Annotated in this window: 13 protein-coding genes; 4 read left to right on the forward strand and 9 right to left on the reverse strand. The window is 61.0% G+C overall.

The features are described 5' to 3' along the window. Positions 1–27 precede the first annotated feature (27 nt). A complete protein-coding gene (cpaB, locus tag ACP7A4_RS15925) occupies positions 28–963 on the reverse strand; it encodes a Flp pilus assembly protein CpaB (protein ID WP_426247760.1) in 936 nt (311 codons plus the stop codon). 343 nt (positions 964–1,306) lie between these two features. Between cpaB and ACP7A4_RS15930 the strand changes: the two genes are divergently transcribed. After that, positions 1,307–1,534, forward strand: a complete 228-nt coding sequence (locus ACP7A4_RS15930) for a Flp family type IVb pilin (protein ID WP_426247761.1) — start codon at positions 1,307–1,309, stop codon at positions 1,532–1,534. A 51-nt stretch (positions 1,535–1,585) separates the two neighbouring features. Continuing rightward, entirely contained in the window at positions 1,586–1,996 is a 411-nt protein-coding gene (locus ACP7A4_RS15935) for a response regulator (RefSeq protein WP_059761671.1), read from the forward strand. 108 nt (positions 1,997–2,104) lie between these two features. Here ACP7A4_RS15935 and ACP7A4_RS15940 read toward each other — a convergent pair whose 3' ends face one another. The 3 genes from ACP7A4_RS15940 to pbpC all read right to left on the reverse strand — a co-directional run bounded on the left by ACP7A4_RS15940 (position 2,105) and on the right by pbpC (position 8,642). Beyond that, the gene (locus ACP7A4_RS15940; protein ID WP_203303001.1) at positions 2,105–3,787 is read right to left on the reverse strand and encodes a ShlB/FhaC/HecB family hemolysin secretion/activation protein; all 1,683 of its coding nucleotides are present in this window, start codon (positions 3,785–3,787) and stop codon (positions 2,105–2,107) included. 182 nt (positions 3,788–3,969) lie between these two features. Beyond that, entirely contained in the window at positions 3,970–5,919 is a 1,950-nt protein-coding gene (locus ACP7A4_RS15945; protein WP_426247762.1) for a collagen-like triple helix repeat-containing protein, read from the reverse strand. Between the two features lie 380 nt (positions 5,920–6,299). After that, a complete protein-coding gene (gene pbpC, locus ACP7A4_RS15950) occupies positions 6,300–8,642 on the reverse strand; it encodes a peptidoglycan glycosyltransferase PbpC (RefSeq protein ID WP_426247828.1) in 2,343 nt (780 codons plus the stop codon). 87 nt (positions 8,643–8,729) lie between these two features. On the opposite strand from pbpC, the gene ACP7A4_RS15955 reads away from it, so the two are divergent. Continuing rightward, complete coding sequence (locus tag ACP7A4_RS15955) at positions 8,730–9,023, forward strand: hypothetical protein (RefSeq protein WP_048364350.1); 294 nt, start codon at positions 8,730–8,732, stop codon at positions 9,021–9,023. Between the two features lie 49 nt (positions 9,024–9,072). Here ACP7A4_RS15955 and ACP7A4_RS15960 read toward each other — a convergent pair whose 3' ends face one another. Next, positions 9,073–13,965 (reverse strand): alpha-2-macroglobulin family protein, encoded by a 4,893-nt coding sequence (locus ACP7A4_RS15960; RefSeq protein ID WP_426247763.1) that lies wholly within the window; start codon positions 13,963–13,965, stop codon positions 9,073–9,075. Positions 13,966–14,139: 174 nt separating this feature from the next. On the opposite strand from ACP7A4_RS15960, the gene ACP7A4_RS15965 reads away from it, so the two are divergent. Then, entirely contained in the window at positions 14,140–15,486 is a 1,347-nt protein-coding gene (locus ACP7A4_RS15965; RefSeq protein ID WP_426247764.1) for an MATE family efflux transporter, read from the forward strand. Positions 15,487–15,561: 75 nt separating this feature from the next. Here the strand turns inward: ACP7A4_RS15965 and speA are convergent, their stop codons facing one another. The 4 genes from speA to ACP7A4_RS15985 form a co-directional block, all read right to left on the reverse strand. Beyond that, positions 15,562–17,478: an arginine decarboxylase gene (gene speA / locus ACP7A4_RS15970; protein ID WP_048364353.1), complete on the reverse strand. Its 1,917-nt coding sequence runs from the start codon at positions 17,476–17,478 to the stop codon at positions 15,562–15,564. Positions 17,479–17,695: 217 nt separating this feature from the next. Next, the gene (locus tag ACP7A4_RS15975) at positions 17,696–18,067 is read right to left on the reverse strand and encodes a translation initiation factor Sui1 (RefSeq protein ID WP_048364354.1); all 372 of its coding nucleotides are present in this window, start codon (positions 18,065–18,067) and stop codon (positions 17,696–17,698) included. 225 nt (positions 18,068–18,292) lie between these two features. Then, positions 18,293–18,841: an NUDIX hydrolase gene (locus ACP7A4_RS15980; protein WP_203303006.1), complete on the reverse strand. Its 549-nt coding sequence runs from the start codon at positions 18,839–18,841 to the stop codon at positions 18,293–18,295. A gap of 3 nt (positions 18,842–18,844) precedes the next feature. Next, a complete protein-coding gene (locus ACP7A4_RS15985; RefSeq protein WP_048364356.1) occupies positions 18,845–19,912 on the reverse strand; it encodes a DUF2333 family protein in 1,068 nt (355 codons plus the stop codon). Between the last annotated feature and the right edge of the window lie 245 nt (positions 19,913–20,157).

Here is a 20,157-nt window from a genome sequence, read left to right on the forward strand (position 1 = left end):
GCTGGGCTTCCTTGCAGATCAGGAATTTTATTGGGCAGGCTGTTGGGCGGTTTGAGCGCCCCGAATAATTTCGATACCGCGCACCCGAGGGGCGCCAGCAGGGCGAGTGGCCGGGGCTTCGACCGGCCTTGCCATGGCTAATTGATTGAACTGATAAAGCCCGCGCCTGGCCGCTTGCACGTTGCTGGAGGCGTCTTCATCGCCCGACCAGTACTTGCTCAAACGCTGCTCTTGCGCGCTGCGCACCGCCAGTCGCAACGTCCCGGCCTGCGTCGCGAGCATTAATTGATTGACCAACGGTTCGGGAATGGCGAGCACCACCGTGCGCGCACTGACCCGGCGCGCCGCTTGCTGTTGCGCCTGCTCGGGCGTGGGTGCCGGGCTGGCGGGCTGGCCGTCACTGGTCAGCCCCAGTTCATCGCCCAGACTCAACACCCGCACCGCCGGCAACACCAGTTGCGCCGAGGGTTCGGGGTTGGCCGTGTCCTGGCGCAGGAACAACAAAATATCAACGTAATCACCGGGGCCAAACTGCCCGGCAGCACCGCTCACCTCGTCAATTGCCACGGCCAGCGCACGCTCGTCCGGGCGAATCATGCGCGCCAGCGGCCCGCCCACTTCGAAGCTTTGTTCGGTCAGCCAAGTGCCTGCATTGAGCGCGCGCCACGGCGTTCGCCCCACCGCCTGTTCGATAGAGGTCAAGCTGCCAACGGGCGCTGTACGCAATTTTTCCAGCGTCAAATCTTCGGCAGTCAGGGCCACATGCGGGGCTACATCACGGCTCAACACCACCACCGATTGCTTGGTCTGATCCTCAAGATTAGCGGCGCCCTGCTCCACCACTTGGGCCACAGGCACGGGGGCAACAGGCTGATTGCGGGTCAACATCAACCCCCAAAAACCGGCTGCAATGGCGCCTAAAAAAAGGACGGCGGCCAGTACCAGACTGCGACGATTGTTCATATTGGCACTCCCTTCCCACTGCGTAAGGCAGACGAAAAATCATTCGCAATCAGGTAGCTATGAACGTCAAGACGGCTTGCAACCATTTCGCTATTTGAAGGTAGCGCAGCTAGGACAAAACGCCATTACTGAGCGGATTATTTCTAGCTGATAAATCAGCCACTTTGATTTGTTTACCTTTTTTGGATCCGCTTCGCCTGAGCGGGATGGATTAATACTTTGTGATTAATCCTTTCTTACAGTTGTGAGCTTGAGCTTTGTTGACAATGCTGTGGTGGCAAATAGGAATTATGTCGCACCACCGTTACACAGTGCCCGCCTCGGCGCACTAAGGAGAAGTCAGATGCTTTTAGATACTGTTCTTAAAGTGTATGCGCCGGCACAGGCGTTTTGTGTCTATCACACCCAACAACTGATTAAGCGCAAGGACGGGGCGGCAGGTGTTGAATACGTGGTGATTGTGGGGATCGTTACATTGGCGATTATTCTTTTTGCCACCCCCTTTACAGATGCTATTAAAAGTACTTTAAACAAAGTGGTTACTGCCTTGGGCGGTACGACTGTGACGTAAGAGCACGTGCTGGGAATATATTTGAACGCTCCCTTTTTACAGGACTGCAAGATGACCGCCTCTTCGTCACGCCAACAACTGCTTCTTGTGGATGACGAAGAGGACGCACTTCTGGAGCTGGCCGAGCTGCTGGAGGGCGAGGGTTTTTGTTGCTTTACCGCGGTGTCAGTCAAGATCGCGCTGCAACAGCTGACCAAACACCCCGACATTGCGCTGGTGATCACCGACCTGCGCATGCCTGAAGAAAGTGGTATTGCGCTGATCAAGCGCCTGCGCGAACACACCGCCCGCCAACATCTGCCGGTGATTGTCATGTCGGGCCATGCCGACATGGACGATGTCAGTGATTTGCTGCGCTTGCAGGTGCTGGACCTGTTCCGCAAACCCATCTACCACGTACGCCTGTTCGACACCCTCAACAACCTCTTCCCATTGCCCACCCTAAGACTGGCTGAGCACTGATCCCCCGTCATTGTGAGCACTGCACCCCGCGTAGGAACGGCCGCCAGCTGCGATGTTTAACGTGGCAGGTCAAACATCGCAGCCTTGGTCAGCCACCCCAAGTACGTCTTACAACTGGTAACTGAAGCTCAAGGTGTAGCGCGGGCGACGGTTGAAGCTGTCCAGCGCCATGTCGGACATGGGTTTGGCCACTTCGAGGGCGATGTTGTAATAACGCTTGTCGCCAAAACGCAGGCCCACGGCCGCCGATGACATGTCCGAACCTTTGAACGGTAAATCGTTGAACCAGGTTTTGGCCTTGTCCAGCACCCCATACGGTTGCAGCAATTTCACCCACTCACCGTCCCGGTTAAAGCTGTAGTTGACCTCATACGCCACCCCCCAGCCTTTGTCGCCGGAGGCTTGGTCGTCGGGGTAGCCACGGCCAAAGTTCTGCCCGCCAAACACCGCGCGCTCACTGTCGGGCAGGCTGTCGCTGCTCCAATACAACGCGCCGGACATCACGCCCTGCCAGTTTTCAAAGAAGGTGTCGCTCTGTACGCCCGACAGGCGCAGGCGGAAAAAATCGAGGTCGTATTGGTTACCGGTCAGGCTGGTTTCGCTCTTGGCACCCAAGCCCTTCATGCCCTGATACAAACCGGCGCTGACGATGCGCAATTGCTTGGCATTGGATTTGCGCCAATCCCCCTCAAACGCCAAGGCGCGCACATCGGTTTTTTCGCTGATGCTGACCGGAAAACCGACCACATCGTAATCCGTTCTGTCGTTCACCCCATACAGACGCGTGCCGACGCTGAGCCACTGGTTAGGCGCGGCAATCAGCGGGTGGCTGACGCCAATCGAGAAGCGATCATTCTCGCGGTGCGGTTTGAGTTCAAAGCCGTCGCTGGTGGCAATGCTGCTGCCGGGGTCGCTGCGATAACGCGCACCGTACAGGCTCAACTGGGTGCCTTCGGCATTCAGGTATTGGCTGTAGTCGATGCGGTAGTAATGTTCTTTGTCGTTACCCGGCGGGAACAGCCCGCTCAACGTCAGTTGCTCAGCCATCGCCGTTTGCGAGTTGCTGCTCACACCCAACAACGCCTGCGTGCTGTCACGGCTGCCTTGGGTGAGGCTCATGCTGGTGGTGAACGGCTTGCGGCTGGCGTTGATGGTCAAGGTTGAGGCGCCATCGGTGGTGCCCGGCGGCGGCACTTGCGCTTGCAGGGTGACGCCCGGAATGCGGCCCATCAACGTTGCGTAACGGTCAAAGGTTTTACGCGTCAAAGGGCGCTCGCCCTTGAGCTTGTCCACCAACTCATCAATAAAGCCTTTCACCCGACCGACATCGCCTTGCACGGTGTAGTCACGAATGTAGCCTTCCACCAGCACCACCCGCACCAGCCCTTGCGCAAAGTCCTGCGGCGGTAGATAGGCGTAAGACAGCAGATAACCATCGGTTTGATAGCGCGTGGTGAGGGTGCGCGTGGCATCGATCAGTTGTGCCAGGCTGATTTCATGCCCAAGCAGCGGTTGATACGCCGCGCCCAACTCCTTGAGCGGGTACACCGTGCCCCCTTCAATCTGCAATTTACGAATGGTCAGCTTCGTGCCCATGACCAGCGGCGGTGGTTCGACGGCCCCAGGCTTGGGTAGTTGCAACGCAGGCTTTTGCGGGCGATAAGCATCGACCGGCAGGTTGGGCGTGGGCAGGGTTTGCATCGTGTCATTGCTGTTGAGAAAACGCGGCAGCGGCTCAGCCAACGCATACGGGGTCAAAGCCAGACACAGAAGAGGAACGCAAGTACGCATATGACACTCCTTGGTCAACAACCGCGACATGACGAGGTGGACGCGTCGTCTGACTGCAACGCTACCCGGTGCAATTCCTACATTCCTCGCATGAAAAAAGACGAGAGATTCATCTGAACCTCTCGTCTCAACCAACTGTAGGCGCTGTAGGTAAGGCCGTCGAACCGGCCAGGTGCAATTCGTTAGTTTTTCTTGCCCAGATTGCCCAGGCCACCGAGTACGCCACCCAGACCACCGGTTGCAGCCCCGCCCTGGGCGGGTGTGCCACCGTTCAACAGCCCCCCGACAGCCCCCACTGTAGCGCCCACGGTATTGACCGTTTGACCGACCGCGCTCACCACTTGATTGTTGCTGCCCGCATCCACTTTGACCCCGACACTGCTGACTGCACCGCCCACTTGATTGAGCAGGCCACTGACCGGTGCGCCCACGCCCGTCGCCGCCCCGACGTTTTGCGTGACCGTCGTCACCGCACTGGTGACCGGGTTAAGCGCGGTGCCGACCGTGGTGGTGACTGCGGCCAAAGGCGCTCCGGCTGCGTTATTTGCGACACCTGTGCCGCCCAACGCCCCACCGATGGACGCCACGGTATTGCCCAGGGCATTGCCATTAGCGCCCGCCGCATCCACCACACCGCTGGTGCTGCCACCTGCCAGACCGGTGCTGACACCGTTGACCACGCCACCGACGGTTTCCAGCAAGCCGGCGCCAGCGATGCCCGGCAAACCACCTGAACCACCCCCCGCGCCACCTCCGGTGGCCGGAGCAGGATTGACATAGCCCCCGGCTTTATCGGTTGCACCCGCGACGCCGCCCAACACACCCCCTACCAGGCTGGTGACCGGGTTGCCATTACCCGTGCCCGCCACCTTGTCACCGAGGCCACCCACCACCGTGCCTACTTTGTTCAGCAAACCGTCCACGGGAGCGCCAACGCCTGTCGTTGTGCCCACTTTGCCGGTGACGTTTTCCACCAGCGAGATCACCGGCACCAGCACTTTGTCATTCACCCCGCCCGTCACCTTACCCAACGGTCCGGTCGTGACAGAGCCGGTCAAGGTATTGCCAAGCATCGTGACGGTATTGCCCAAATTGCCCACCACACCGCCAGTTGCGTCCGTGACTTTATTCACGACACCGCCCACCACCGGTATCTGGTTGATCGGCGTGTTGTCGATCAGGGTGCTGACACCCGTGCCCAGCGATGTGACACCTTTACCCAGGTCGCTCACCGCAGTCGTCGCGCCTGCCACAGTGATGCCCAGCGAGTCTTTGTCAGTGCCCAGGGTGCCGATGCCCTTGGTGATGCCGTCTGTGACCGAGGTCACCGCATTACCGGTATTGACCACCAGACCGCCGGCTGCGCCTACCACCGGTACGGTGGTCAAGGTGTTGCCCAGGCCACTGACCGTTGTGCCCACACCGCCGAGCGCCGTGCCAATCTGGCTGACAACCTGACCGGTGACTAACGGCGTGGTCCCTGCGCCAGTGCCTCCGCCTGTTCCACCACCGGTGCCGCCGCCCGTTCCGCCACCGGTGCCGCCGCCCGTGCCACCGCCAGTTCCGCCACCGGTGCCACCGCCCGTGCCACCGCCCGTGCCACCACCCGTTCCGCCACCGGTGCCGCCGCCCGTGCCACCACCAGTTCCGCCACCGGTGCCACCGCCCGTGCCACCGCCAGTTCCGCCACCGGTGCCACCGCCCGTGCCACCGCCCGTGCCACCACCAGTTCCGCCACCGGTGCCGCCGCCTGTGCCACCACCAGTTCCGCCACCGGTGCCGCCGCCTGTGCCACCACCAGTTCCGCCGCCCGTGCCACCACCAGTTCCGCCGCCATCGCCGCCGCCCGTGCCACCACCAGTTCCGCCGCCATCACCGCCGCCTGTGCCACCTCCGGTTCCGCCGCCATCGCCGCCGCCTGTGCCGCCGCCAGTTCCGCCACCATCGCCACCGCCAGTTCCACCATCGGTTCCGCCGCCCGTACCGCCATCGCCTCCGCCTGTGCTGCTGTCGGGGGTACTGGCAGCCACATGACTTTTAGAACCGCCACCGCCGCTGCTGCAACCCGACAGGCTGACAGTCATGACCAACAGTAAGGCAGTACTTGTTTTTAACCACAGTTGAGTATTCATGATCGATTCCCTTGCACCTGCTTGCCTGAGTTCGAAAGTTCTCTGCTCTGTCGTCAGAGATACGTTCATCCGTTACAGACATAACAACCCCAAGGGTCCGTTTGAACAATTCACAACTTGGTATTAACCCCTTATATAACGAGGCGTTTAATACTCTTGGGGATTAATACTTAGGGAGGGATCAGGGTTAAAAAAACCCTGGATATCACGGATTTCTCACGTTTTAAAAAACTTCGTCAGCCGACTATAACGAACGCTATAACCGTAATTGACACCTTGGCTGTAGTCGCTGCCGCAGGCTGCGATGGACTGCCTGGCAGGCCCGTTTCCTCGACAGCCCCACGGGCTTAAGCGCAACCTGCGCCAGCAACTACAGCGAGTTACTCCACCACGCTGAACCCAACCCGCGCAGTTTGCCCGCCTTCGTCGAGTACGCTCAGCTCATAACGCCCGCGTTGCTCAAGCGTGGTGCTGAGTGAGTCCTGGTGAGCGCTGTCGCCCAATGGCGCGCCATTGAGAAACCACCAACGGCGCCCGTCCCCACCCAACGCCGACACCGTGAGCCGTAGCGCTTGCACACTGGCGGCAGGCTGGCGCAAACGGTCACCGTCGCGCACGCCCACAATCGACAGCGGCGTGACCGAATGCAGCGCAGGCGGCGGGCACTGCGTGGAGGCTTTGGGCAAGCGCGCTTCACGTCGCTCAACCCTGGGCAGCCACGGCTCCAGCGGCGCAGGCCACAGGGCGACGTCTTGCTCCTGCGCGCCGGGGCACTGCGCCCCCACACGTAAACCTTGTGCATTGACCCATATCGTTTCGCGCAAGCCCACGCCCAAAGGTTGGTCCGCCGCCAGCAAGGTGGGCGGCGTGGTGTGATCCAGCGTCCAGGCAAAGCGCTGGCGTCGGCAGTTAGGATCTGCCTTGTTCAGCGGCTGCCCCAACGGCCAACAAATGGCCGCCACCCCGACATTGCCCGGCACCGCTTGCACCGGCGCGACAATACCGCGCTGGCTGTCGCGGTTACTCAATACATCGTGCACTTGCAGCATCAGCGGTGCTGCCGACGCCAGGCCGAACTGGCCGGGCACCGGCGTGCCGTCAGGGCGCCCGATCCACACGCCAATCAAATAACGCGGCCCCACGCCTATCGCCAGTGCATCGCGAAAGCCATAACTGGTGCCGGTTTTCCACGCCAGCGACGGCCGCTGCACCAGTTCGGCACGAGGGTCACGATCAGGGCGTGCCTGACCACTGAGGATGCGCCGGATAACCCATGCTGAACCCGGCGATAACAAACGACGCTCGTGGAGTTCATCGCTGGGTTGCAAGCGCAAATTGGCGCTTTTACCGTCGCGCGCCAATGCGCTGTAACCACTGACCAGGTCTTCCAGTCGGCTGCCTGCGCCGCCCAGAATCAATGCCAGATTCGGTTCCGCCAGCGCAGGCAAACTCAAGGGCACGCCGCCATTGCGCATGTGCGCGGCGAACCGTTTCGGCCCGTAGGCTTCGAGCAATTGCACCGCAGGCAGGTTAAGCGACATGGCCAACGCCGCGCTGGCCGACACCGGGCCACTGAAGCCCATCGAGAAATTCCCCGGCCGGTAATCGCCGTAGCGCCGTGGCACGTCTTGCAGCAGTGACTCGGAATGAATCAGCCCTGCGTCCATCGCCATGCCGTACAAAAACGGCTTGAGCGTGGAACCCGGCGAACGCAGCGCGCTGATCATGTCCACATGGCCAAAGCGCCGCGTGTCGTTGATGTCCACCGACCCCAAGTACGCACGCACCGCCATGTTCTCGGTCTCGACCACCACAATGGCCGCCGAGGTGTGGTCGGGCAACCGGGCGCGCCAGCCCAGCAGCAGGTCTTCAAGGCGACGCTGCAAGTTGGCATCCAGTGTGGTGCGGATCAGCGGCGGGCTGTGGGGGCGATTCAAGCGCCGCGCCAGCAACGGCGCCAGGCTTGGCTCCAGACGTGGAGCCAGCAACAACGGCTCTTGCAGTGCTTCGTCCACCGCCGTTTGTGGCCACACCCGGTACTCGGCCACGCGCCGCAGCACTTTGTCGCGCGCCACCTGCGCCCGCGCCGGGTGCCGGTCAGGGCGCAACCGGCTCGGGGCTTGTGGCAGCACGGCCAACAGCGCCGCTTCGGAATGCGTGAGGTGCTGCGGCGACTTGCCCAAGTAGGCCCAACTGGCCGCCGCAACACCTTGCAACGTGCCGCCAAACGGCGCGCGATTGAGGTACAGGTTGAGGATCTGGTCCTTGGACAAATGCCATTCCAGCTGCGCCGTGCGCCACAGTTGGCGCACCTTGCCGGTCAGTGTGCGATCGTGCGGATCGAGCAGGCGCGCAACTTGCATCGACAAGGTGCTGCCGCCCGACAACACGCGCCCGCCCGTGAGGTTTTGCCACGCCGCACGCCCCAGCGCCAACGGGTTAACGCCGGGGTGACGGAAAAACCAGCGGTCCTCATAGGTCAGCAACGCGTCGAGGTAATACGCCGACACCTGGTCCGTGCTCACCGGGTAGCGCCACACGCCGTTGGCATCGGCGAAGCGCCACAGCGGTGTGCCGTCTTCGGCCAGCACCACGCGGGCCAAGTCATCCTTGGGCAACGGCAGCGGCCACACGCGGTCGGCCAGCCACAGCAAGGCGCACGCCAGTAGCACGCTGGCGAGGCTGCAGCACAGGATCTTTTTAAGCCGGGTCGACACTAACATTCGCGGGTTACGCAACTTTGCATCCTGACTGGTTGCCCAATGGGTATCTCTGGCACAGTGGCCGTCTTATTAATCGGAACATCCCCCATGCACGTCGAAAGTTTTGTTGGAAATCTGGGCCTATGGTTGGGCACGTTGGTGCGCTGGATCGTCGAAAGCCTGAGTGGCCTGTTCAACGCGATCACCCAGGCGGGCGGTAATTTCATCGATGGCATGGCCCGTGCGCTGGGCATGGACACCTCGATCGTGAGCATCGCCGTGCTGGTCATCGGGTTGCTGTTTTTGTACAACGCGGTACGCGCCTTCATGCGGGCGTCCATCATCGGTGGCGTCATCTGGCTGCTATTGGGGCTGTGGGTGTTGAGTTGGGTCATTAGCTGAAACACCGTGCAGCAGGAGCGAGCGGGCCTCACTCCTGCTGTAGGGGGAGTTAGCGGCCCTTGATCACCATGTCACCCGGTGTTTCGCCTACGGCTTGCCAGTTGGGACGGTACATCGACTCCACTTGCGGTGGCGGCACACGGTAGGTGCCAGGCGTCACGGCCCGCGCCAGGTACAACAAGTGCGCGGTGCCATAACCGTCCAGGTTGAGGGCGGCCACGTAACGGTCGTCGCGATACTCCTGATGCTGCACGCTGGCGTTCTGCATCGACTCGCGCCATTGCTTGACCTGGCTGCTGGCGTTTTCAAGGCTGGCAGCGCTCTGGCCCAGGTTCTGGTTTTCCAGTTCAAGCCCCGCTGGCAGCAAGTCCACCACCAAGGCATCCGGTACGCGCTGCTTGGCCGTTACGGCCAGGTGCACCAATACCAGATCGCCGCTTTGCAGGTTTTTCAGGTTCAACGGTTCGCCGTTCATGCCCAGATAGTCACGGCGGATGCTCATGTTTTCACCCCCCGCGGCGGGTGCCTGCTGTGGATAACCCGAAATCGTCAGCTGTTGGTACACCGGTACGCTGCCTTGGTTGCGCAGGGTCAGCGGTGATGCCAACAACGGCCCCTCCAGTTTGAGCCCCGGCTGGGCGTTGTTCAGCTCACGGGTTTGGCCAGCGCTGGTGAGTTGCGCCGACCAGTCCTGCTCAGGTTTGCTCAGCAAATCACGACCGGCGAGGAACAACGAGTTGCGCTCCTGGGTCGACAACCACGGGTTGGCGGCCAGTTGGTCAGACAGCGCGAATACACGGGCTTCGCGCTGGCCGCTCATCAGGTTGTTTTCTTCGAGCAGGGCCACAATCAGCGCCTGATCACGCAGCGGGCTGCCGTAATCACCCAGCCACTCATTGGCTGTGCGGGTCACGGCCAAACCCGCCACCAAGGCTTGATCGGCGCGAGGCTGGTCACCCATCTTTTGCAAGGCAATCGACAGTTGCACCAGCGGCAGACCCGAACGCGCATCACTGCGACGCTCAAAAATACTGCGCAGCGCCCCCAACGGTGCTTGTTGACTGCGCGCCAATACCAGGGCGGCGTACGCTTGCACGGCAAAGCGGGTGTGATCGAGGTTGTTGCTGTAATCAGCTTCGATCAGGTTGCGCTCCTGCACGTATCGCAGCAGGCGCTCGCTGGCCTTTTTCAGCGCGTCAGGCGGCACCGCGTAACCTTGGTCGCGGGCGCGCAACAGGAAGTCGGTGACATACGCCGTCAGCCAATACTCTTCCTGACCGTCTGCGCCCCACAGGCCGAAGCTGCCGTTGTAACGCTGCATGCCCAGCAGGCGTTCGATGCCCATCTCGATTTTGCGTTTACGCTCGGCATCCGGCTCGCCTTCAAGGCCCAGCCGTTTAAGCAAGGCTGCATCGGCATACAACGCCGGGTACAAACCACTGGTGGTTTGTTCGGAGCAACCGTACGGGTACGCCTTGAGCGCGCGGATCTGTTCGCCCAGGTTCAACGGCGGACGGCTCGACAGGCTGAGCATGGCTTCACGCCCCGCCGGCTCGAACGCCTGCAACTCGCCTTCGGGCAGGCTCCACGGTTGATCGTTAAGCACGGCGCGGTAATGTTTGAGCAGCGCCGGGTACGCCGGGCGCACGCCCAAGGTCCATTGGCGGGTGAACGGCGCCAGTGTTTCACCGGGCAGGTTCAGCCCGTTGACCGTGACGTTCACCTGCCCGGTGCCGTAGCCGCCCAGGGCTTTGACCGGGATCTGCAAGGTGCTGCGCTGACCGGGGCTGAGCGTCACTTTTTGCGTGTCCAGGCCCAGCAGGCTGAGTTGACCTTCGGTGTTCAAACGCACATCGAGGGTTTGCGGGGTGTCGGTGAGGTTGGACAGGTCCAGCGCCAGCCGGGTCTCGTCGCCGCCCGCCATGAAACGCGGCGCAGCCAGCTCGGCCACCAGCGGTGCGGCGACCACGGTGGTGGCTTGTGCCATGCCGTAGCGGTCGTCGGTCCAGGCTTGCGCCATCAAGCGCAGCTCGCCGTTGAAATCGGGAATGTTGACGCTGACTTCGCCTTCGCCCTGCTCGTTCAGGGTCACGGGGGCGCTTTGCAGCGCGACGATGGTCACGCTGGTGGCCGGGCGCTTGCCGCCTTTGGCCAGCGCCGCGTCACCGCCGAACGCCATGCTGGCCAAACGGCCCTGCCCGGCTTCGATCAGTTGCCCGTAAATATCCAGTTGGTCAGCACCATAGGCCTTGCGCCCAAACAGGCTGGCGTACGGGTCGGGTGTCGGATAGTCGGTGATATTGAGTACACCCACGTCCACCGCCGCCAGCAACACATGGGCTTGTTTGGGGATGCTGCCGTCTGCATTTTTGGCGTGGATCTTGACCGTCAGCGGTTGCTTGGGACGCATCTTTTGCGGGGCATCCAGCGTCAGCGCCAGCTTGCGCTGTGAACGATCCAGCGGCAGGTGCAGCACGCCCACGGCGCGTTTCGGGGTGATGTTGGTTTTGCGCTCGCCGGGACGAATCACCAGCGCGCTGACATACAAATCGTGACGCGCCCAGCGCGGATCCAGTTTGACGTCGAAGGTTTTGCCCTCGGCCGGCACGTCGATTTCTTCCCACCACAGCGGACCGTCGCTGCCTTCAACCAGCAAGTAGCCTTTGCCTGCGGCGGGCGGTGTGACGGTGACTTTGGCCGTGTCGCCATCGGCATACGCGGCTTTGTCCAAGGCCAGCTTGACCTGATCGGGACGCACCGCACCGCCTTCGGCGTTGTCTTGTGCCTGATACCCGGCCCAGAATCGCAGGCTGCTGATCAGCCCGGTTTTCGGGTCTTGCACTTCAACCCGGTACGGGCCCCATTCCACCGGGAAACTGACTTTAGCCGTGCCGCCTGCCTTGAGGCTCACGGTTTCTTCGCCCAGATTCAAAAACTTCTCGTTGTAGTGATAGCTCCAGCCATCGTTGTCCGAGTAGTTCCAGTAGTAGTCACGGCGCTCACGAATCAGCCGCACGTTGACGTTATCGGCCGCCAGTTTGTTGCCCGCGTTGTCCGCAATCAGCACCTCGAATTCAGCCGGGCCGTCGCCGTTGGTTTCAGTGCCCTCAAACAGACCGCGCACCCCCGGCAGGCGTTCGGCTGGCCACACCGGTTGCACCAGTCGACGGGTAATGGGGCGTCCGCCCGACTCTTGCAAACTGGCTTGCACGATCAATTGCAGCGGCGATTTGGCGTCACTCCACTTGCTTTCAAGGCTGATGGTTTCTTCGCCTTGCGCGTTGAGCACGCTTTCATCGAGCTCAAAGTCCTGGGTCAATTCCTGTTCGGTCACCGAACCAAATTGATAGCCGGGTAAGGCTTTAACCGCTTCACGCAAAGGACGCACATAGACCTGACCACTCAGGCGATTACCGGCCGCCGGGGCGCCGTACAAATAGCGGCCATTGACCTGAATCTCGGCGGTTTGATCGGGGCGCAGCGGCGTATCGCTGCCCTTGAGTTCCAGCGCCAGGCGTTCGGGCAGGAAGTCTTCAACCAAAAACTCATAGAGCTGCGGCTTGCCGTCACCCAGATCAAACACCAGTTGCCAGCGCCCGGTCGGGGCTTCGCTGGCCAGTTGCAGCGGGTATTGGTAGAAACCCGATGCATCCGGCTCCCAGACAAACTTGCGGCTGACCTGCTCGTCCGGGCGACGCACTTCAACACTCACCGGCTGTGGCTTGACCGGGTTGCCATCACGGTCGCGCAGCAAGGCGTTGAGCAACACGGTTTCGCCGGGGCGATACAAATCACGCGGGCCAAACACAAAAAATTGCAGCGGGTGCGCCCGCGGGCCGCCGATGTCGAACTCGGCCAGGTCCAGCGCGGCGGTGTTCAAACGCAGCAGGCTGGTTTGATCGCCCTGACGCGCCAACAGCACCTCGGCCTTGGGTGGCAATGCCAGCTCGGCATGGCCGTCCTTGCCGGTCTTGCCTTGGGCGAGCATTTTGCCTTTGCCATCGAGCAGTTCCAGCTCCACGTCGCCCAGCGCACTGCCGCCTTCCAGCGCCTGAGTGAAGACATCCAGACGCGTCTGATAACGGTGTACCGAAAGGCCAATATCACTGAGCGTGAACAGGGTGGCGGGGGTTGAATAGTTGTAAGTGCCGCTGGCTTTCATCACCGCCAGGTAAACCCCCGGCTGCTGCAACGGTTTGATGCCCGAGGTGGGCAGGATCACGGTTTCGCGGGTATTGCGTGCCGGATTCAGGTCAAAGCGCGCGCCGTATACCAGGTCGGCCATGCCCAGCAGGTCCTTGGCTTCATAGCTTTGCAGGCTGCTGTTGCGGCCCCATTGGCTGAGAAACGCCGGCAAGGATTCGGGCTTGACCCGAAAGAACTCCACATCGACTTTATCGACGTTCAGCGCGATGACGGGCAAGCCTTCGGCCAGACGGGTCGGCAGCAGCGTGCCGCGGCTGGCGAAGCCGACAGTGGGTTGCAAGTCGCGGGTTTCGAGACGGCTGACATACTCGCTAGCCAGTTTGGCGTCGTTGACTGCCCGCAAACCGGGGTCAACCGTGAGGATCAATTTGCGCTGCGGCTCAAGGTGGCGCAGGCGCAACTCCATCAAGTTGTCGGAGAGTTCCCAGGCACCGTCGACCTTGCCGGTCTTGGCATCCACCAGATGCAATTTATCGCCAAAATGTTGCTGCGGGTCCAACGGCACCGAGAAACTCACGGACAAGGTGCTGGCACCGTCCAATTGCACTTCGGAAACATCCACCACGCTTAACTCGCGCCCGGCGTAGCGCTCGGCAAGGGTTTTGACATCCTGCACCGGTTTGGCGGCTTGCGCTGCAACAGACGCCGTGGGCGCCGCAGGCTTGCCGGAAGAGGAAGAGTCGCAAGCGCTCAGCAGCGCCAGCGCGCAGGCCAGGAACAGTCCTTTGTTAAACATGGTGTACTCGTTGGCTAGGCATTTAAGCGAGGGACTATATAACAGCGCGCCGCGTGTAGTCGCTGTCGAGGCACGAAGGCTGCGATCGATGGTCGCCTCTCGCCGCCTTCGTGCCTCGACAGCCACTACGCCAGCCATCATCCAGTTACAATGCCGCCCCCTTAAGGAGCCTGCATGTCGTCTTCCCTGCTTGCCGACTGGCGCGACCGCCTCACCCATCGCCGGGTTTGGGCGCTGGCGGCGCCGATGATTTTGTCCAATATTTCTGTGCCGCTGGTGGCGCTGGTCGACAGCACGGTCATCGGCCACTTGCCCCACGCCCATCAATTGGGTGCCGTCGCCGTGGGCGCCAGCCTGTATGTGTTCCTGGCCTGGATGATGGGCTTTTTGCGCATGGGCACCACCGGTTTCGCCGCCCAGGCCGCCGGGCGCGGAGACGGTACGGCGTTGCGGCAAATTTTGTTGCAAGGCTTGTCTCTTAGCGTGTTGCTCTCCCTGTTTCTGGGGGCCATTGCGATTCCGTTCAGCGGGATCGCGCTGAGCGTGATGCAGCCCTCAGCCGAGCTGCACGCGTTGACGCTGGACTTCTTCCACACGCGCCTGTTTGGCTTGCCCGGAGCTCTGGCCACGTATGCGTTGGTCGGCTGGTTTTTGGGCACGCAAAACGCGCGGGCACCGCTGGCGATTTTGCTCACCACCAACCTGGTGAACATCGCCCTCAACCTGTGGTTTGTCCTGGGGCTGGACTGGGGCGTGGTCGGTTCGGCGCGCGCCTCGGTGATTGCCGAGTGGAGCGGCGCCCTGCTCGGCCTGTGGCTGACTCGCGGCGCACTGCGCCGGTTTCCGGGCACGGTGGTGTGGGCCGCGCTGCGGGTGTGGCACAACTGGAAACCGCTGCTGGGGGTCAACCGCGACATTTTCATCCGCAGCCTGATGCTGCAATCGGTGTTCTTCCTCATCACCTTGCAAGGTGCGCGACTGGGCGATGCCACGGTGGCGGCCAATGCACTGTTGCTCAACGGTTTGTTGTTGGCGGCGCATGCGCTGGACGGTTTGGCGCACGCCGTAGAAGCCCTGTGCGGCCACGCCATCGGCGCCCGCGATCGCACCGCCTTGCGCCGCTCGATGGTGGTGGCCAGCGGTTGGTCGCTGATTGCCAGCGCAGGGTTTGCGGTGCTGTTTTTGTTCGGCGGGCATTTGTTTATCGCAATGCAAACCGACATCCCGAGCGTGCGCGACACCGCCTTCCAGTACGTGCCGTACCTGGCGCTGTTGCCGCTGATCGCGGTGTGGAGTTACTTGCTGGACGGGTTGTTCATTGGCGCCACCCGTGCCCGTGAAATGCGTAACGCGATGGTGATCAGCGTGATCATCGCCCTGCCCGTCGCCTGGGCGTTGCACCAGTATGGCAATCACGGGCTGTGGATAAGTTTTCTGCTGTTCATGGTGCTGCGCAGCGTCACGCTGGGTGCGTGTGCATGGCGCATGCAGCGCAAAGACGAATGGTTCCATCCCCGCTAATCAGCGCACTTCGCCAGCGCCTGCGCAAAACAAAAACGCCGCCCAATGGGCGGCGTTTTCTAGGCGTGGCGAAACTTACGAAGACAGGTACGACGAACGCGTCAGGCCCAGACGCAAGGCGTCCAGGTACTGGGCGCGCTCTTTGACGCTGATGTTGGCGCTGGCCACTTTGTCACGGTAGTGATTCATCAACTCCTCGGGCGACAAGTGCACGTAGCGCAGCATGTCTTCGATGGTGTCGTGGGTCTCGATACCGGCGTGGTACACGCTGCCGTCAGCGTTCTGGTAGATGTTCACCGAGTCGGTGTCACCGAACAGGTTGTGCATGTCACCGAGGATTTCCTGATAAGCGCCCACCAGGAAGATGCCCAGCAAATAGTCTTCGCCTTCGTTCAGGCTGTGGACCGGCAAGCTGGTCTCGATGCTTTGCTCGTCGACGTATTGCTTGATCTTGCCATCAGAATCGCAGGTCAAATCTTGCAACACGGCACGGCGCAGCGGCTCTTCGTTCAAGCGGTGCAACGGCAAAATCGGCAGTACCTGGCCAATGGCCCAAGTGTCCGGCAGGCTCTGGAACACCGAGAAGTTGCAGATGTACTTGTCGGCCAGCTTGTCATTGAGTTCGTCCAGCACTTGGCGGTGCGAACGCTGACGCGCTTTCAAGGAGTTGTGCAGGCGACGGCAAACGGCGAAGTAGCATTGCTCAGCCAAGGCTTTTTCAGCCAGGGAAATCTTGCCGTCTGCGTACTGGGCGGCAATGTCGCTCATGTAGTGCGTGGCACGCCAGTAGGTTTCGGTGACCATTTCAATGTCGGTCGGGCCCAGCAGGTCCACCAGCCATTGCACGGTTTCAGGCAGGCTTTCTTTGTTCTCGATGAGCGGCACGTCGTCGTTGTGTTTTTCGACGTCGGTCACTTGCACCACCAGCATGGCGTGGTGCGCGGTCAGGGAGCGGCCGCTTTCAGAAAAGATGTTGGGATGCGGCAGGTTTTGCGCGTCGCAGAACTCTTTGAGCATGCCGACCACAACACCGGCGTAATCGTCCATGTCGTAGTTGATCGAGCTGGCGTTGCGCGAGTGCGTGCCGTCGTAATCCACGCCCAGACCGCCGCCCACGTCGATGTGGTCTACCGGCAGGCCGAGGTTGCGCAGCTCGCCATAGTAGCGAATCGCTTCTTTGAAGCCGTGCTGATAGTCAGCCAGGTTGGCGATCTGCGACCCCATGTGAAAGTGCAGCAGGCGAATGCCTTGGTCCAGACCGGCGGCGCGGAAGCGCTCAACCACCGACAACAACTGCGCCGCCGACAAACCAAACTTGGATTTCTCGCCGCCGGTGTCTGCCCACTTGCTGGAGGCCAGGGACGACAGGCGCACGCGCAGGCCCACTTGTGGCTTGACCTTGAGCGAGGCCGCTTCTTCGATCACCAGGTCCACTTCGGACTCTTTCTCGATCACGATGAACACGTTGTGACCCAACTTCTGGCCCATCAGCGCCAGACGAATGAACTCGCGGTCCTTGTAACCGTTGCACACGATGGTGCCGCCTTTAGGGGCCAGCGCCAGCACGGCCAGCAGCTCAGGCTTGGAGCCGGCTTCAAGGCCAATCGACACGTCTTTGGTGGCGATGATGTTTTCGATCACCGCCTCTTGCTGGTTCACCTTGATCGGGTACAGCGCGGTGTACTTGCTCTGGTATTCCAGACGCTCGATGTTGGCATCGAAAGCGCCGGTCAGTTGGCGTACACGGTCTTGCAGGATATCCGGGAAACGCACCAGTAACGGCAAGGACAAACCGCTGCTTTTACGCAGTTCGTCGACTTGCTCGTACAGATCGATGGGCGAGCTGTTCGGGCCGTTCGGACGGACTTCTACGCGACCGGCTTCATTGATCGCGAAATACCCGGCCCCCCAATGGCGAATCCCGTAAACACTGCGGCTGTCCGCAACTGTCCATTGGCTGCCATCGTCTTTGCGTGTGCGTCGTACGGACATCGAAGTCCCCTATAAATAAGTCAAATAGCCCAGCCTGAAAGCAAGCTGGCGCAGTCTAAAGCGTGAATATGAAGATTCGTCTGCACAGGGGTAGACCCTGATCACAGCGTGGAGTTTAGAAACCCGTCGTAACAGGCTCTGTGAAAACCATGGCCAGCGGTGACTGTCAGCCCGGTGGGGCAACAGCCTGGCTCAGCGGTGGTTTTCACAGAGGCTGCTAGCCGCCGGACTTCTTGGCTTTAAACCCGAGTTTGACCAATTCGGCTAACAGCAGATCAACGTGCTCGCCCTGGATCTCGATGATGCCGTCTTTCAACGCACCACCGGTGCCACAGCGTTTTTTCAACGTAGTGGCCAGGTCTTTGAGGGCGTCTTCGGCCAGTGGCACACCGGTGATGGTGGTCACGGTCTTGCCGCCACGGCCTTTGCTTTCGCGGCGCACGCGAGCAATGCCGTCACCTTCGGGGATGCGGGTTTGTTTGCAGGTACAGGCGTCCACCGGCTGACGACAGTCCGGACAGTGACGACCTGCGTCGGTGGAAAATACCAAGCCACCAAGGGCGGCGAAGGATGCGGCTTTTTTGGCCACCGGCAATCCTCTAGATGGAGGACGAAAAATTGGCCAGCACATGACGCGGGAGCATCAGGGGTTACCGACCGCGAAGCCCCACTCTGGCAGGGGCAGCGCAACTCAGGCGGCGAACCGCTTGAGCCTGAAAAAGGTCGCGCAGTGTAACGACAAAATCGCCGGTGCCCAAGAGCCAATCAGCGGCAATTTACAAACGTTTTCACACCACGGCGCCTTCACCTGCGCCTACGAAGAAATTGTCCGGGTCTGGACCAGGTAACGTTCGAGCGCCGCCAGTGAGTCCGGGCAGTAGCGCTGGGTTTGACTGCGGCGCAACGCCTCGGCCACCGGCATAAAGCTGGCGCTTTGCACTTCTTCAGGCTGGACCTGCAACGGCCCGTCCCAGATGGCTGAAAACACCGCACACCACAGGTGATTATCCTCACCCTTAAAGTAGAAGCGCTCATGGGCAGTCAACGGCACACCGCTGACACCCAGCTCTTCTTGCAGCTCGCGGGCGGCGGAGTCGGCGTAGCTTTCATCCACCCCCACCATGCCGCCCGCCGCCACGTCCCAGTAGCCGGGGTACAGCGCCTTGCTCAGCGTGCGCTGATGCACGCACAGCTCACCCGCCGAATTGAATAACAGAATGAACGTGCCGCGCCCGATTAACCCTCGGTCACGCAGTTCGGCACGAGGCAAGACACCCAGTAACCGGTCTTCACGATCGACCCAGGCGACTTGCTCGGCATCAGAGGCCGTACGGTGCGCGGCCTCCAAGGCTGAAATAGCCATCACTTATCCTTGTGAGAGCAATTGACGAAGGTCCATGACCGCCGCATTGGCGCGGGAGATGTAGTTGGCCATGACCAACGAATGGTTGGCCAACATGCCATAACCGCTGCCATTGAGAATCATCGGGCTCCAGACAGGCTCTTGTGCTGCTTCCAGCTCGCGAATGATCTGACGGACACTGACCGTTGCGTTCTTTTTAGCCAACACGTCGGCAAAGTCAACTTCGATGGCGCGCAACAGGTGCGACAACGCCCATGCCTGACCGCGTGCTTCATAGAACACGTTGTCGATCTGCATCCACGGTGTTTCGACGATTTCTTCATCCACCACCGGCACTTGGCCCGGTTGCAAGGACTCGGTTTTCAGCGTGCTGTTGAGCTTGACCCGGCCCACACTGGCCGACAGGCGCTGCGACAACGAGCCCAAACGCGTGCCCACATCACCCAGCCAGTTGTTCAGGTTGTCGGCACGGGCGTAGAACAGTGCGTTTTTCTGGTTCGGGTCGGACAGGCGCGCCTGGTAGCGGCTCAGCGAGTTGATGCCTTCCTGATACTCAGACTCGCTGGATGGCAGCATCCAGCTCTTGTTGTCGAAGTTGAAACGTGGCTCGGCCTTGGCCAAATCCGCATCTTCGGCCGACTGCGATTGCGAGCGGGCGAAGTCTTTGCGCAGGGCGCGGGTCAGGTCACGCACTTGCACCAGCACGCCGTATTCCCAGCTTGGGATGTTGTCGAGCAGCACGCCTGGCGGGAAGCGGTCATTGGACAAATAGCCGCCAGGCTTGTTGAGCAGCGTACCGGCCACGGTTTTGAGGGTTTCAACCGTGGTGAACCCCGGCACCATTTGCTTGCCGTCACGGTCAGCCGCCTGCTGGGCATTTTGCTGCACCGGGAACAGGTCAGGCTCCTGGCTCCAATACCAGCCAAAGCCCAGGCATACCAGCACATACACGCCCAACAGCGTCGCGATTGAGCGGCTTAGCAGAATGCTTTTGAAATAGCCACGCGGCGCTGTTTTGGTCTCTTTGACCGATTCGCGGGCGCTGCCCTCACGTTTTTTCCAGTCCAGCATGGCTATATCCTTTCGATTACTGAATTCAACGGTTCGACCACAACCCTAACCCATCGTGCCTTCGGTGCCTGCTTTAAATCGCCTGCAGGTTGATCTGCAACAAGACGGTCTGGTGGCGCGAGCGGCACTATAAATCATGCTCGCGACGCTGCCACACCCATCGCAACGATTAAAAATGGCACGCTGGCAGTTAATTTCAAGCGGGGACTCGTGCATTTTGAAAGAGGTGCTAGCATAGAGCCACC

Source organism: Pseudomonas sp. TWR3-1-1, assembly GCF_049896545.1.
GTDB classification, from domain to species: Bacteria; Pseudomonadota; Gammaproteobacteria; order Pseudomonadales; family Pseudomonadaceae; genus Aquipseudomonas; species Aquipseudomonas weihenstephanensis.

Excerpts from the sequence above, each read along its gene's own strand:
- cpaB (WP_426247760.1), bottom strand. The coding sequence starts at position 963 with ATGAACAATCGTCGCAGTCTGGTACTGGCCGCCGTCCTTTTTTTAGGC.
- ACP7A4_RS15930 (WP_426247761.1), top strand. The coding sequence starts at position 1,307 with ATGCTTTTAGATACTGTTCTTAAAGTGTATGCGCCGGCACAGGCGTTT.
- ACP7A4_RS15935 (WP_059761671.1), top strand. The coding sequence starts at position 1,586 with ATGACCGCCTCTTCGTCACGCCAACAACTGCTTCTTGTGGATGACGAA.
- ACP7A4_RS15940 (WP_203303001.1), bottom strand. The coding sequence starts at position 3,787 with ATGCGTACTTGCGTTCCTCTTCTGTGTCTGGCTTTGACCCCGTATGCG.
- ACP7A4_RS15945 (WP_426247762.1), bottom strand. The coding sequence starts at position 5,919 with ATGAATACTCAACTGTGGTTAAAAACAAGTACTGCCTTACTGTTGGTC.
- pbpC (WP_426247828.1), bottom strand. The coding sequence starts at position 8,642 with ATGTTAGTGTCGACCCGGCTTAAAAAGATCCTGTGCTGCAGCCTCGCC.
- ACP7A4_RS15955 (WP_048364350.1), top strand. The coding sequence starts at position 8,730 with ATGCACGTCGAAAGTTTTGTTGGAAATCTGGGCCTATGGTTGGGCACG.
- ACP7A4_RS15960 (WP_426247763.1), bottom strand. The coding sequence starts at position 13,965 with ATGTTTAACAAAGGACTGTTCCTGGCCTGCGCGCTGGCGCTGCTGAGC.
- ACP7A4_RS15965 (WP_426247764.1), top strand. The coding sequence starts at position 14,140 with ATGTCGTCTTCCCTGCTTGCCGACTGGCGCGACCGCCTCACCCATCGC.
- speA (WP_048364353.1), bottom strand. The coding sequence starts at position 17,478 with ATGTCCGTACGACGCACACGCAAAGACGATGGCAGCCAATGGACAGTT.
- ACP7A4_RS15980 (WP_203303006.1), bottom strand. The coding sequence starts at position 18,841 with ATGGCTATTTCAGCCTTGGAGGCCGCGCACCGTACGGCCTCTGATGCC.
- ACP7A4_RS15985 (WP_048364356.1), bottom strand. The coding sequence starts at position 19,912 with ATGCTGGACTGGAAAAAACGTGAGGGCAGCGCCCGCGAATCGGTCAAA.